At 74.5% G+C, this 13,666-nt stretch carries 12 protein-coding genes; 2 read left to right on the forward strand and 10 right to left on the reverse strand.

The annotated features are described in order from the left end of the window. The first annotated feature begins 80 nt into the window (after positions 1–80). A complete protein-coding gene (locus tag QRT04_RS15645) occupies positions 81–710 on the forward strand; it encodes a TIGR03085 family metal-binding protein (RefSeq protein ID WP_289456535.1) in 630 nt (209 codons plus the stop codon). A gap of 16 nt (positions 711–726) precedes the next feature. On the opposite strand, the gene hisF is transcribed toward QRT04_RS15645, so the two are convergent. From hisF to QRT04_RS15675, 6 genes are all read right to left on the reverse strand, one after another. After that, positions 727–1,497, reverse strand: coding sequence for an imidazole glycerol phosphate synthase subunit HisF (gene hisF / locus QRT04_RS15650; RefSeq protein WP_289456537.1), 771 nt, complete (start codon positions 1,495–1,497; stop codon positions 727–729). Beyond that, positions 1,494–2,381, reverse strand: a complete 888-nt coding sequence (locus QRT04_RS15655; RefSeq protein WP_289456538.1) for an FKBP-type peptidyl-prolyl cis-trans isomerase — start codon at positions 2,379–2,381, stop codon at positions 1,494–1,496. Before QRT04_RS15655 ends, hisF begins: the two co-directional genes overlap by 4 nt. A gap of 75 nt (positions 2,382–2,456) precedes the next feature. Then, positions 2,457–3,818 carry a Pup--protein ligase gene (gene pafA, locus QRT04_RS15660; protein WP_289456539.1) on the reverse strand — a complete coding sequence of 454 codons (1,362 nt, stop codon included), beginning with the start codon at positions 3,816–3,818 and terminating at the stop codon, positions 2,457–2,459. 16 nt (positions 3,819–3,834) lie between these two features. Further along, complete coding sequence (gene prcA / locus QRT04_RS15665) at positions 3,835–4,587, reverse strand: proteasome subunit alpha (RefSeq protein ID WP_289456540.1); 753 nt, start codon at positions 4,585–4,587, stop codon at positions 3,835–3,837. Next, on the reverse strand, positions 4,584–5,429 hold the full coding sequence (prcB, locus tag QRT04_RS15670) for a proteasome subunit beta (RefSeq protein WP_289456541.1): 846 nt from the start codon (positions 5,427–5,429) through the stop codon (positions 4,584–4,586). The genes prcA and prcB overlap by 4 nt, the downstream gene beginning before the upstream one ends. 6 nt (positions 5,430–5,435) lie before the next feature. After that, entirely contained in the window at positions 5,436–5,627 is a 192-nt protein-coding gene (locus QRT04_RS15675; RefSeq protein ID WP_289456542.1) for a ubiquitin-like protein Pup, read from the reverse strand. Positions 5,628–5,845: 218 nt separating this feature from the next. Between QRT04_RS15675 and QRT04_RS15680 the strand changes: the two genes are divergently transcribed. Further along, positions 5,846–7,906, forward strand: a complete 2,061-nt coding sequence (locus tag QRT04_RS15680) for a DUF2157 domain-containing protein (RefSeq protein WP_289456543.1) — start codon at positions 5,846–5,848, stop codon at positions 7,904–7,906. Between the two features lie 4 nt (positions 7,907–7,910). Here the strand turns inward: QRT04_RS15680 and dop are convergent, their stop codons facing one another. The 4 genes from dop to QRT04_RS15700 all read right to left on the reverse strand — a co-directional run bounded on the left by dop (position 7,911) and on the right by QRT04_RS15700 (position 13,591). Beyond that, positions 7,911–9,530, reverse strand: coding sequence for a depupylase/deamidase Dop (gene dop, locus QRT04_RS15685; RefSeq protein ID WP_289456545.1), 1,620 nt, complete (start codon positions 9,528–9,530; stop codon positions 7,911–7,913). 68 nt (positions 9,531–9,598) lie between these two features. Further along, positions 9,599–11,242, reverse strand: coding sequence for a proteasome ATPase (gene arc, locus QRT04_RS15690; protein WP_289456546.1), 1,644 nt, complete (start codon positions 11,240–11,242; stop codon positions 9,599–9,601). Positions 11,243–11,414: 172 nt separating this feature from the next. Continuing rightward, the gene (locus QRT04_RS15695; RefSeq protein WP_289456547.1) at positions 11,415–12,425 is read right to left on the reverse strand and encodes a tRNA (adenine-N1)-methyltransferase; all 1,011 of its coding nucleotides are present in this window, start codon (positions 12,423–12,425) and stop codon (positions 11,415–11,417) included. A 26-nt stretch (positions 12,426–12,451) separates the two neighbouring features. Then, the gene (locus tag QRT04_RS15700) at positions 12,452–13,591 is read right to left on the reverse strand and encodes a site-2 protease family protein (protein WP_289456548.1); all 1,140 of its coding nucleotides are present in this window, start codon (positions 13,589–13,591) and stop codon (positions 12,452–12,454) included. Positions 13,592–13,666 lie beyond the last annotated feature (75 nt).

The following is a 13,666-nucleotide window of genomic DNA, read 5'->3' on the forward strand; positions in this document are numbered from 1 at the left end:
CCGATCCTCCCATGTCGGGCCGCGCGGATTTCGTGCCGCCCATTTCTGCGGCCCGGCTCCGGGCCTGCGACGATGCTGGCGTGACGTGGCACGAGAAGGAGCGCGCGGCGCTCGTGGACGCCCTGCGTGCGGTCCCCTCCGACGCGCCGACGCTGTGCGAGGGCTGGCAGGCGCGGCACCTCGCCGCGCACGTGGTGCTGCGCGAGCACTCGCCGCGCGTCGGCCTGGAGCTCGCGGTGCGCCCGCTGAACGCGTGGTCGGACGCGGCCGTCGAGCGCCGGGCCGCGCTCGTCACGGACGACGCGGCGTACGCCGAGCTCGTCGACGAGATCGCGCAGGGCGCCCCCGCGTGGCACCCGGGTCGGTGGGCCGGCGAGCTCACCAACCTCACGGAGTTCTACGTGCACGCCGAGGACGTCCGCCGCGGCGCGGGCCCGGTGCCGCCCCGCGACCTCGAGCCGGGGCTGGTGGAGGCGCTCTGGGGTCAGGTGCAGACCGCCGCGCGGCTGCGGCTGCGGCGCGTGCCGGTGGGCGTCGTCCTCGTCCGGCCCGACGGCGTGCGGCGCCGGGTGCACGCGCCCCGGGGCACGCGCCGCGCGGTCGTGGTGCGCGGCGACGTCGGCGAGCTGCTGCTGTGGCTCACCGGACGGACCGGCGCGGCCGACGTGCAGTTCGAGGGCGCGCCCGAGGACGTCGCCGAGCTGGGCTAGCCGCGGCCGGGGCGGGTCAGCGGACCGTGACGCCCTCCGCGGCCAGCGCGTCCTTGACCTGCCGGACCGTCAGCTGGCCGAAGTGGAAGACGCTCGCGGCCAGCACGGCGTCGGCACCCGCGCGCGCGGCCTCGACGAAGTGCTGGACCGTCCCGGCGCCGCCGCTCGCGATGAGCGGCACCGACGCGACCGCCCTCACGTCGCGGATCATCTCGAGGTCGAACCCGCCCTCGGTGCCGTCGGCGTCCATCGAGTTCAGCAGGATCTCCCCGGCCCCGAGCTCGGCGGCACGTTCGACCCAGGCCACCGCGTCGATCCCGGTGCCGCGCTTCCCGCCGTGCGTGGTCACCTCGTAGCCGGAGTCGGTCCGCACGTCGCCCGTGGTCCGGCGCGCGTCGACCGACAGCACGAGCACCTGGCGGCCGAACCGGTCGGCGATCTCCGCGATGAGCTCGGGTCGCGCGATCGCGGCGGTGTTCACGCCCACCTTGTCGGCGCCCGCGCGCAGCAGCCGGTCGACGTCCTCGACGCTGCGCACACCGCCCCCGACGGTCAGCGGCACGAAGACCTCGCCCGCGGTGCGGCGCACGACGTCGTACGTCGTCTCGCGGCCGCCGCTCGACGCCGAGACGTCGAGGAACGTGATCTCGTCGGCGCCCTGCTCGTCGTACCGGCGCGCGAGCTCGACAGGGTCGCCGGCGTCTCGCAGGTTCTCGAAGTTCACGCCCTTGACGACCCGCCCCGCGTCCACGTCGAGGCACGGGATCACCCGCAGCGCGAGGCTCACGACCCGCTCCCCGAGCTCGGGCTGCCGGTCGCGAGGATGTCCACCACGAACACGACGGTCTCCCCCTTCAGCTCCTTGGTGGCCGTCGCGCCCAGCGCGTACGTCGGCGGCACCACGATCAGCACCTGGCTGCCGACCGGCTGGTCGACGAGCGCGTCGTTCCACGCCGGCACGTCCTGCAGCGCGAACGACACCGGCAACGCGTCCCACGACGAGTCGAACTTCGTGCCGTTCTTCCAGTCGAACCCCGTGTACTGGACGGTGATGACGTCACCTTCCGCGACCTGCGGACCAGTGCCGTGGATGAGCGGGTGCGCCTCGAGGTCCGTCGGTGCCGGCTTGCCGGTCGGCGTGATCGACGGCGAGCCGTCGTCGTCGAGCGTCACCTTCGGCATCCCCGCCGCGTGCGGGACGGCCTCGCCGGACGCGCGCGTGGGCAGCACGTCGAGCACCGTCACCGTCGGATAGCCGTTCGCTCCCGAGGTCCCGGCGGGGCTGACCTGCAGCATGCGCGCGCCGACCCGCTGCCCGTGCAGCGTGCCGTACAGGTCCTTCCCCAGGTCCTCCTGGGTCAGGTAGTGCGGCGTCGGTGTCGAGGAGTAGCTCTCCTTGACGAGGGACGCGTCCGTGCCGTTCTCGAGCCAGAAGTCGATCAGCACGGGCTTGCCCTCGGCGAGCTCGGGACCGGTCCCCGCCCAGATCTGCTGGCGGTACGTCTTGTCGACCTGCAACGGCGGGACGTACGTGATCGTGGGAGCCGCGCCCGCCGGTCCCGACACGGTGACCGCCGGCGGTGCGTCCGTGTCGTCGGGCGAGCACGCCGCCAGACCGACGGTCGCCGCCAGCAGGATCATCGCCGCGGCCGTCGCCCGCAGTCGTCGCACGTCCGTCCCTCCGTCGACCCGCCCTGGTCCGGGCACCGCCTTACTGTAGGGCGCCCGGCGGAGAGGTCCGGACGCTCACATGGACTCGATCAGGCGATCCACGCGGTCGTCGACGCTGCGGAACGGGTCCTTGCACAGCACGGTGCGCTGCGCCTGGTCGTTGAGCTTGAGGTGCACCCAGTCGACCGTGTAGTCGCGACGCGCCTCCTGCGCGGCGCGCACGAAGTCCCCGCGGAGCTTGGCGCGCGTCGTCTGCGGCGGCACGGCGGTGGCCTCGAAGATCTCGAGGTCCGTCGTGACCCGCTCGACCAGGCCCCGGGCCGCGAGGAGGTTGTAGAGGCCGTCCTTGCGCGAGATGTCGTGGTACGCGAGGTCGAGGCGCTGGACCCGGACGTCCGAGAGCGGCAGGTCGTGCTTGGCGCGGTAGCGCTCGATCAGGCGGTACTTGATGACCCAGTCGAGCTCGCGGTCGACGAGCGACAGGTCGCCCGTGCGGAGCGCACGCAGCCCGCGCTCCCACAGGTCGAGCACCTGCTTGGTCTCTGGCGTCGGGCCGCCCTCGCTCGCGACGAAGTCGGTGACGCGCGCGAGGTACTCCTCCTGCAGGTCGACCGCCGTCGTCGTGCGCCCGTTCGAGAGCGTCACCGGGTGCATGCCCGTCAGGTCGTGGCTGATCTCGCGGATCGCACGGATCGGGTTCTCGAGCGACAGCTCCCGCATCGGGATGCCCGCCTCGATCATGCGGAGCACCAGGTCGGTCGTGCCGACCTTGAGCATCGTCGTGGTCTCGGACATCGACGAGTCGCCGACGATCACGTGCAGCCGGCGGTAGTGCTCGGCGTCCGCGTGCGGCTCGTCGCGCGTGTTGATGATCGGACGGGAGCGCGTCGTCGCGCTCGAGACGGCCTCCCAGATGTGGTCGGCGCGCTGCGAGAGGCAGTAGATCGCGCCGCGCGGCGTCGTCAGCACCTTGCCGGCACCGGTCAGCACCTGGCGCGTGATGAGGAACGGCACGAGCACGTCGGACAGCCGGCTGAAGTCGCCCTGCCGCCGCACGAGGTAGTTCTCGTGGCAGCCGTACGAGTTGCCCGCCGAGTCGGTGTTGTTCTTGAACAGGTGGATCTCGCCCGGCAGCCCCTCGTGCTCGAGGCGCTGCTGCGCGTCCGCGACGAGTCCCTCGAGGATGCGCTCGCCGGCCCGGTCGTGCGTGACGAGCTGGCGCACGTCGTCGCACTCGGCCGTCGCGTACTCCGGGTGGGAGCCGACGTCGAGGTACAGGCGCGACCCGTTGCGGAGGAAGACGTTCGACGACCGGCCCCAGGCCACGACCTTGCGGAACAGGTAGCGGGCGACCTCGTCCGCCGACAGGCCGCGCCCGTCCACCGCGGCGCACGTGACGCCGTACTCGGTCTCGAGCCCGAAGATCCGCCGGTCCATGCCCGTCCCCCTCGTGTCAGGTCGTCCGGTCCGTCGCGCCGCTCGGGCCGCCCTTCGGCGCACCACCGGGCGCGCCGCCGAGCAGGTCCGCGAGCAGCGCACCCGTCAGCCGCCGGAAGGCCCGCCGCGGGCGGGTCCGGTCGAGTACCGCGACCTCGAGCTGCGCCGCGTCGATCCGGCGCTGCTCGCCGCCCTCGTCGGTCGGCGCACCCAGCACGTCGACCGCGACGTCGAGCGCCTCGGTGAGCGTCATCCCGGGACGCCACCGCTCGCCGAGCAGACCGCCCAGACGCTCGGCCTGGCCGCCCATCACGACATAGCCGTGCTCGTCCGCCACGGAGCCGTCGTACTGCAGGCGGTAGATCTGGTCGCCCGCAGGCTCCCGGCCCACCTCGGCGACCACCAGCTCGACCTCGAGCGGCTTCGACTCGGTGGTGAAGACCGTGCCGAGCGTCTGCGCGTACGCGTTGGCGAGCGCCCGCGCCGCCACGTCCTCGCGGTCGTAGGAGTAGCCGCGCAGGTCGGCGTAGCGCACGCCCGCGACCCGCAGGTTCTCGAACTCGTTGTACTTGCCGACCGCGGCGAACGCGATCCGGTCGTAGATCTCCGAGATCTTGTGCAGCGCCCGCGACGGGTTCTCCGTCGCGAACGCGATCCCGTCGTCGTACTGCACCACCACGACCGAGCGGCCGCGCGCGATGCCCTTGCGGGCGTAGTCCGCGCGGTCCTTCATCAGCTGCTCGGGAGAGACGTAGAACGGCATGCTCATCGCGCGTCACCTCCCGTGGGGCGCTGCGCGCGGTGGGCGGCGCGGCGCTCGTCCTCGACCGCCGCCACGGACCCGGCGAGCTGGTCGTCGGCGACCCGGAGGTAGCCCGACTCGGTCACGGTCGCGACCACCGGCCAGATGCCGCGGATCGAGTCCGGCCCACCGGTCGCCGAGTCGTCGTCCGCCGCGTCGATGAGCGCCTCGACCGCGACGTGCACCGCGGCGTCGGCGTCCAGCCCGGGACGCCACCTCTTCTTGAGCGACCCGCGCGCGAACACCGAGCCCGAGCCGACCGCGTGGTGGTCGTGCTCCTCGTAGCGGCCGCCGGTCACGTCGTAGGAGAAGATCCGCCCCGTGCGACGGTCGAGGTCGAAGCCGCCGAACAGCGGGACGACCGCGAGGCCCTGCAGGGCGAGGCCGAGGTTGCCGCGGATCATCGTCGCGAGCCGGTTGGCCTTGCCGTCGAGCGACAGCAGCGAGCCCTCGATCTTCTCGTAGTGCTCGAGCTCGAGCTGGAAGAGCCGGACGAGCTCGACAGCGAGCCCGGCGCTCCCGGCGATCCCCACCGCCGAGTACTCGTCGGCCGGGAAGACCTTCTCGATGTCGCGGCTCGCGATCATCGACCCCATCGTGGCGCGGCGGTCGCCGGCCATGACGATGCCGCCGTCGAACGCGAGCGCGACGATCGTCGTGCCGTGCGGCGCCTGGACCTCGGCCACGACCGACGGCCGGTTACCGGGCAGGAGGTGGGGTGCGTAGCCCGCGAGGAACTCGACGAACGACGAGGAACCCGGAGTGGTGAACGCGTGCGGCAGCCGCCCGGAGGCGAACGTGTCGGCCATGGACGCTCACTGACCGCCCTTCTGGACGAACCCTCGGACGAACTGCTCGGCGTTGGACTCCAGCACGTCGTCGATCTCGTCGAGGAGCGCGTCCACCTCGGCGTCACGGGCCTGCGTCGACGGGGCGGCGGGCGCGTCCGGCGCGTCGTCCGGCTCCGCGTCGTCGCGGTGCGGCCTGATCTGGTCCTGACCAGCCATCGTGACCTCCCGGTGTGCTGCTCCGTGGTGGATCCCGGCCGGCTCCCGGCCTCTGTCACCCACCCTAGGCCCATCCTGCGACACGACCGGGCCCGACGCCCGGGTGGTGGACGCGGGTGACGCCCGGTGCGCCGGTCGGGGGAACCTGAGGGCGGAACGGGGTCCTCGCGGAACCGACGGCGCCCGGCGGGGCTCCCCGGCCTGCGACGATGCGCGCCATGCCGCTTCCGCCGCCTCCGGCCCTCGCCGCCGCGCGCCGTGTCGTCCTCGACACGGCTGCGTGCCCGGCGTGCCTGTGGCCGCTGCTCGGCACGCGGTGCGACGCGTGCGGGCTCGACCTGACCGGCGGAGCCGGTGCCGCCGTGTGGGCGGCGTCCGTCGCGGTGGCCGAGGCGCTCGACCAGCGCGCGGAGCTCGTCGCCCGGCTCTCCCCCGAGGCCGTGTCGGCGCCGGCCGCCCTCGTCGGCACGCTCTCGACGCAGGCCGCCCCACTCTCCGCCGCTCCGCCCCGCTCGCCCGTCCCCGGGCGCGCGCCGGCGTGGGAGGCGTCGACGGTCCTGCAGGTGCTCGGCGTCGCGCTGCTCGCCGTGGCCTGCCTCGTGCTGGTCGCCTACCGCTGGCACCACCTGGACGCCGCGGCCCGCGCGGCGGCCGTCGCGGTGGCGACGCTCGCGGCGCTGCTCGGCGCGCCCGCGCTGCGCCGGCGGCGGGTCCCGCGCGGCGCCGAGGCCGTCGCTGCCCTCGGCGTGACGCTCGTGGTGCTCGACCTGTGGGCCTGGCGCGTCGCGGGTGCGATCCCCGCGCTCGACGGCGCGCGGTACGCCGCGGCGGCCGGCGCCGTCGCCGCCGCGGTGCTCGGCGGGTGGGCCGCGGTCACGGGCCTGCGCGCACCGGCCGTGGCCGCGCCTCTGCTGGCCGTCGGAGCCGGTGCCGTCGCCACCGGTCCGTCCCCGACGTGGGCGGTCGTCGCCGCGTGCGCGGTCGCCGCCTCCGCCGTCCTCGCCGGGCGGACCGGCCGACCGCGCCTCGCGACGCTCGCGCCGCCCGCGCTCGCCGCCGCGGCCGTGGTGGGCGTCCCCACGGCGGTCTGGCTCGCCGGCGCGGCGGCTCGCGCCGTCGAGGACCCCGGCGCCACGCACTTCGGCGCCGAGGTCGACGGCCTCACGACCGCGCGTCCCGAGGGGCTGCTGCTCGGTGCTGCCGCGCTGGTCGGCCTCGGGCTCCTGGCGCGCGTCCACGGCACTCCCGCGGTCAGCCTGGTGGCGCGCCGCGCCTCGCGGGCCGTCGAGCTGGTCGCGCTGCTCGTCGTGGTCCCGGCGCTCGGCGACGCGACGGGTGCCGACCAGCCGACCGCGACCGTCCTGCCGCTCGTGCTGGTGGCCGCGGCCGCGGTCGTGCTCGACCCGATGCTGCCGCGCGGGTTGCACCCGGTGGCCCGCACCGGCGCGTTCGCCGCGCTGCTCGCGGCCCTCGTCGCCGCGCGCGGGTCGGCTGCCTGGACCGCGTGCGCGCTCGCGGCGCTCGCCTCGCTCGCGTTCACGGCGGCCGGCTGGTTCGCGCCCCCGCTGCGCCCGGTCACCCGCGTCGTGGGGTCGTTGCTCGGCTGGGGAGCCCTGGTCGCGCTGTGCGGCGCCGCGGGTGGCAGCGACTGGCTCGTGGCCGCGCGCATCGGCGTCGTCGCCTCGGCCGGTGCCGCGCTCGCGCTCCTCGGTGCCGCGGCGACACGCGCGCACGGGCACCAGGACGAGGCCGACGAGCTCCTCGACGACCCGCACGCCGGGCACGAACGGCTCGCGCACGGCGTCGCGCTCGTGTCGGCCGCGACCGTCGACCTGCTTGCGCAGCCGTGGGACGTACCCGCGGACGCCGTCCTCGCGGGTCTCGGCGCCGTGCTGACCGCGGCCGGCGCCGTCCGGCTGCGCGCCCACCCGGGTGCGGCGAGCTGGACCGCGCTGGGGCCGGGCACCGCGCTCGTGCTCGGACCGGTCGTGCTCGCGGGCTTCGTCGAGCCCGGTGCGTGGCGCCTGCTGCTGGCGCTCGCGGTCGGTGCGGTCGCCGTCCTCGTCGGCGCGCGGCTGCGGCTGCAGGCGCCGTTCGTGCTCGGCTCGACGGCCCTGGGGCTGGTCGCGGTGCGCCAGCTCGCGCCGTTCGCCGTCGCGGTCGGCTGGTGGCCCGTCGTCGCGCTCGGCGGTGCCGTGCTCCTCACGGCCGGCGTCACGTACGAGCGCCGGCTGCGCGACGCACGCGCGGCCGCGAGCTTCCTCGCCGCGATGCGCTGAGCGCTCAGCCCGCGCCGAGGTGCGCGAGCAGCGAGCTCGCGTCGGGGCTGCGGTCGAGCAGCGCCTCGACGTGCGCCGCCGTCCCGCGCAGCGGGTCGCGCATCGGCACGCGCTGCAGCGTCGGGCTGCCCACGACGTCGAACACGACCGAGTCCCAGCTCGCCGCCGAGATCTCGGGCCCGTACCGCGCGACCGCCTCGCCCCGGAAGTAGGCGCGCGTGTCCCGCGGCGGGTGCAGCTCGGCGCGCGCGACGTCCTCCTCGGCGACGAGCCGCTCGACCGCCCCTGCAGCCGCGAGCCGGTGGTAGAGGCCCCGCTCGGGGCGCAGGTCCGACCACTGCAGGTCGACGGCCGCGAGCCGGGGGTGGTCCCACGGCAGCCGGTCCCGGCGGCGCATGCCCTCGAGCAGCCGCAGCTTGGCGAGCCACTCGACCTCGCGCGCACAGCTCGCGGGGTCGTTGGCGAGGCGCGTCAGCACCGAGTCCCACCGGTCGAGCACGTCGCGCGTCTGGTCGTCGAGCTCGGCGCCCGCGTGCTCGAGCGCGACCCGCACCGCGTCGAGGTAGGCGCGCTGGACCTCGAGCGCGGTGAGCTGCCGCCCGTCGACGAGCTCGACCCGCGTGGTCAGCGTGACGTCGTGGCTGATCAGGTGCACCGCCTGCACCGGGTCTCGCAGCGCGAGGCGGTCCACCGCCGCGAGCGCGCCGCCCGCGCCCCCGGCGCCGCCCTCGGCGACCGCGCGCTCGATGAGCCAGAGCACGAGCGACGTCGTGCCGAGCCGCAGGTACGTCGCGACCTCGAGCATCGTCGCGTCGCCGATGATGACGTGCAGCCGCCGCCACCGCTCGGGGTCGGCGTGCGGCTCGTCGCGCGTGTTGACGATGGGCCGGCGCAGCGTGGTCTCGAGGCCGATCTCGGCCTCCATGTAGTCCGCCCGCTGCGAGAGCTGGAAGCCGGCCTGCTCGCCGCGCTGCCCGAGTCCGACGCGACCCGCGCCGGTGTAGACCTGCCGCGTCACGAGGAACGGGATCAGGCGCGCGGCGAGGTCGGCCCACGGCACGGCGCGCTCGACGAGGTAGTTCTCGTGCATGCCGTACGTCGCACCCTTGCCGTCGACGTTGTTCTTGTAGAGCGCGACGTCCGGCAGGGCGCTCGTCGACGCCAGCGCACGGACCGACGCGAGCATGACGCGCTCCCCCGCGCGATCCCACAGGACGGCGTCGCGCGGGTTCGTCACCTCGGGCGACGAGTACTCGGGGTGCGCGTGGTCGACGTAGAGCCGCGCGCCGTTCGTCAGGATGACGTTCGCCGCGCCGGGGTCCTCGTACTCCTCGACGCTCGCGCGCGCCAGCTCCTGCGGGCCGTCCCCGCTCGGGGCGGGCTTGGCCGGGTCGTCGGTCAGCAGCGACGGGTGCGCCGACGCGCGCTGCAGGTGGAACCCGCGGGCATCGTGCAGCGGGTCCTCGTCGTCGTAGTCCCAGCGCGCCTTGGCCCGGCCGCTCTCGCGCGTCGCGGCGTGCACCGCCACGACGTGGCTCGACAGCAGCATCGGGTTGGCGAGGGGCCGCCCGGGCTGGAGGATCCCGTACTCGGTCTCGATCCCCATCACGCGGCGCACGGTCACGCGTTCCACCCTACTGACGGCCGCGCGCCTGCCCCCGGTCGTCCACGGGCGGGCGCGCGGGCCGGTCGTCAGAGGTACTGGCCGGTGCTGGTCACGTTCTCGATGGTCCGCGAGCCGTCCGTGCCCTTCTTGCCCTGCACGATCGTGCGGATGAAGACGATGCGCTCGCCCTTCTTGCCGGAGATGCGCGCCCAGTCGTCGGGGTTCGTCGTGTTCGGCAGGTCCTCGTTCTCGCGGAACTCGTCGACGCACGCGGACAGCAGGTGGTCGACGCGGATGCCGCGCTGGCCGACCGCCAGGAAGTCCTTGATCGCCGTCTTCTTCGCGCGGTCGACGACGTTCTGGATCATCGCGCCCGAGTTGAAGTCCTTGAAGTACAGGACCTCCTTGTCGCCGCTCGCGTAGGTGACCTCGAGGAACCGGTTCTCGTCGCTCTCGGTGTACATGCGCTCGACGACGCGCGTGATCATCGCCTCGACCGCCTCGGCCGCCGAGCCGCCGTGCTCGCGCAGGTCGTCCTCGTGGATCGGGAGGTCGGCCGTCAGGTACTTGCCGAAGATCTCGCGCGCACCCTCGGCGTCGGGCCGCTCGATCTTGATCTTCACGTCGAGGCGACCGGGCCGGAGGATCGCCGGGTCGATCATGTCCTCGCGGTTCGAGGCACCGATGACGATCACGTTCTCGAGCCGCTCGACGCCGTCGATCTCGCTCAGCAGCTGCGGCACGATCGTCGTCTCGACGTCCGACGAGACACCGGTGCCGCGCGTGCGGAACAGCGACTCCATCTCGTCGAAGAACACGACGACCGGGTGGCCCTGCGACGCCTTCTCGCGCGCGCGGGCGAAGATCAGGCGGATGTGCCGCTCCGTCTCGCCGACGTACTTGTTGAGCAGCTCGGGACCCTTGACGTTGAGGAAGTAGCTCTTCGCCTCGGCGAGGTCGTCGCCGCGCGCGGCCGCGGCGGTGGCGGCGAGCGAGTTCGCGACCGCCTTCGCGATCAGCGTCTTGCCGCACCCGGGCGGCCCGTAGAGCAGCACGCCCTTCGGCGGCTTGAGGCCGTGCTCGCGGAACAGCTCGGGGTGCAGGAACGGCAGCTCGACCGCGTCGCGGATCGCCTCGATCTGGGGACCCAGGCCGCCGATGTCGGTGTAGTCGATGTCGGGCACCTCCTCGAGCACGAGGTCCTCGACCTCGGCCCGCGGCACGACCTCGAACACGAACCCGCTGCGCGAGTCGATCGTCAGCGCGTCCCCGATGCGCACGCCCGCGTCGAGCACCTGGCCCGCGAACCGGACCACGCGCTCCTCGTCACCACGGCCCACGACCAGCGCGCGCCCGTCGCCCAGCAGCTCCTTGACCGTGACGATCTCGCCGACGCGCTCGTACCCGCCGGCCTCGACGACCGTGAGGGCCTCGTTGAGCATGACCTCCTGGCCCGGGCGCAGGCGGTGCACGTCGAGCGCGGGGCTCGCGCCCACGTGCATCTTGCGGCCGGACGACACCACGTCGACCGTGCCGTCCTCGCGCGCTCCGAGGAACGTCGCGTACGTGCCGGGCGGCTTGGCGAGCTCGTCCACCTGGCGCTTGAGCTCGACGATCTGCTCGCGCGCCGCGACGAGCGCGTCCGAGAGCCGCTCGTTCTTGGCCGCCAGCACCGCGAGCTCGCGCTGCAGGTCGCGGCTCGGGTTTCCAGGGCTCACCGGGTCGGTCATGTGTCGGCCTCCGTTCCCGCGGGTCGCCAGGCTGGTCGCGCTGGTCCGACGACACTAACCATCGCTGTCAACATCGAACGTCCGACGCGGCGGAGATGCGCGCGGTGTCCCGCGGATCGGACATCCGAGCGCGAGCGACGCCTCCGGGAGCGAGTCCGAGCCGGTGGTCGCGTCAGGCGTCGGGCTCGGCGCGGCCCACGTCGCGGCGCACGCGGCGGATCTTCTTCTCCGAGATCGCCTGCTCGCCGAGCGCCTCGGGCGACCAGAGCCCGGCGTCCTCGGCGGGCGCGCCGGTCTCGTCGACCGGGTACGCGCCCTTGGCCGGGCGACGCTTGCGCTGCGGGGCCACGACGCCGTCCGCGAGGCGGCGCGTCGTGACGAGGAAGCCGGTGTGGCCGATCATCCGGTGCTGCGGCCGGACGGCCAGGCCCTCGAGGTGCCAGCCGCGCACCATCGACTCCCACGCCTCGGGCTCGGTGTAGCGGCCGTCGGTGCGCAGGTCCTCGACGAGCCGCGACATCTGCGTGGTCGTCGCGACGTAGCACGTGAGCACGCCGCCGGGCGCGAGCGCGTCGGCCACCACGGCGAGGTTCTCCCAGGGCGCGAGCATGTCGAGCACCACACGGTCGACGGTGCCCCTCTCGTGCGCGACAGGCAGCACGTCGGCGAGGTCGCCGACCGACAGCCGCCACGCCGGGTGGGGGCCGCCGAAGAAGTTCTCGACGTTGCCGCGTGCGATGTCGGCGAAGTCCTCGCGCCGCTCGATCGAGTGCAGCGAGCCGCGGTCGCCCACCGCGCGCAGCAGCGACATCGTCAGCGCGCCCGACCCGACGCCCGCCTCGACCACGCGTGCGCCGGGGTAGACGTCGCCCATCGTGACGATCTGACCGGCGTCCTTCGGGTACACCACCGCGGCGCCCCGCGGCATCGACAGCACGGTGTCGGCGAGCAACGGGCGCAGCGCCAGGTACTCGATGCCCGACGTGTTGCGGACCACCGAGCCCTCGGGCATGCCGATGAGCTCCTCGTGGCGCAGGTAGCCGCGGTGCGTGTGGAAGGCCGCGCCGGCAGCGAGCGTGATGGTGTTGAGCCGGCCGCGCGGGTCGGTCAGCTGGACGCGCTCCCCGGCACGGAACGGGCCTCGGCGCTGGGCGGCACCGGCGGGTGCGTCGTCGTTCGTCACGGGCGAGCAGTCTAGGCGGCGGGCCGTCAGCCCCGGATCGCGGCGACGACGTCGGCGGCACGGACGAGCCCGACGACCCGGCCGCCCACCATCGCGACGACGACCGGCGTGTGCTGCGTCGCCTGGCTCACGGCCCGCACCAGCTCGGCCCCCGCGAGCGAGCCGTCGACGACCGCGCCACCCGGGAGCGGCACCGAGACCGCGGTGAGCGGGGTCGTGCCCGCCACGTCGGCCGGGACGGCGGCTGCCGCGTGGCGGTCGACGTACGCCGCGGGCCGGCCGTCCGGCGAGAGCAGCACGACCTCCTGGGCGCCGACCGACGCGGCGTAGGCGCCCGCCTGCGCGACCGAGGTGTCGTGCGCGACGCCGACCGCGGGGCGCCCCATCGAGGCGAGCGTCACCTGGTCGAGGGCGCGCCGCAGCCGCGACCCCTGCACCGCCGCGCCTGCACCGCTCCACAGAAACGCGGCGATCATGGCGGCCCAGAGCAGCGAGACGAGGTCGATGCGTCCGCCCAGGGCCATCGGGTAGCCGACCGCGACGACGAACACGCCGACCGCGACGACGCGCCCGACCCAGCCGGCCACGAGCGTCCCCTTCACCTGGTCCTTGGTGACGCCCCACACGAGTGCCGCGAGCACACGACCACCGTCGAGCGGCAGCCCGGGGATCAGGTTGAAGACGCCGACGAACCCGTTGGTCACCGCGCCGGACCACATCAGCGCGAACAGCACGGTCCCGCGGTCGACCGCGCCGCTGCGCAGCACGGCCCAGAAGACGCCCGCGAGCACGAGGTTGACGATCGGTCCGACGACCGCGACGAGCGCGGTGGTGGCCGCCGTGGGCGCCTCGCCGCCGAACGCGGTGTGACCGCCCCAGAGCGTGAGGACGAACTCCTGCGGCTGCTGCCCGCGCGCCTTCGCGACCAGCCCGTGCGCGAGCTCGTGCAGGAACACCGACACGAACAGCAGCACGACGAACGCGAGCGACACGACGTAGACCGCGCTGCCCTCGAGACCCGTGAGGATCCGCACGGTCCCGGCCGAGAGGAACGTCAGCACCGCGACGGCCACGAGCCAGCTCGGCGCGACGACGACGGGCGCACCCGCGACGCGGCCGATCACCCAGCCGGGCGACCGAGGGGCGGGCGGGCGCGGCGTGCTCATGCGACCAGCGTAGGTGGCGCGACCCGCGCGACCGGACGGATCGGTCGGGCGGGGAGCCCGGGCGGCGTGCGCGTC

It is taken from the genome of Cellulomonas alba (assembly GCF_030362835.1).
In the GTDB taxonomy this organism is placed as follows: domain Bacteria; phylum Actinomycetota; class Actinomycetes; order Actinomycetales; family Cellulomonadaceae; genus Cellulomonas; species Cellulomonas alba.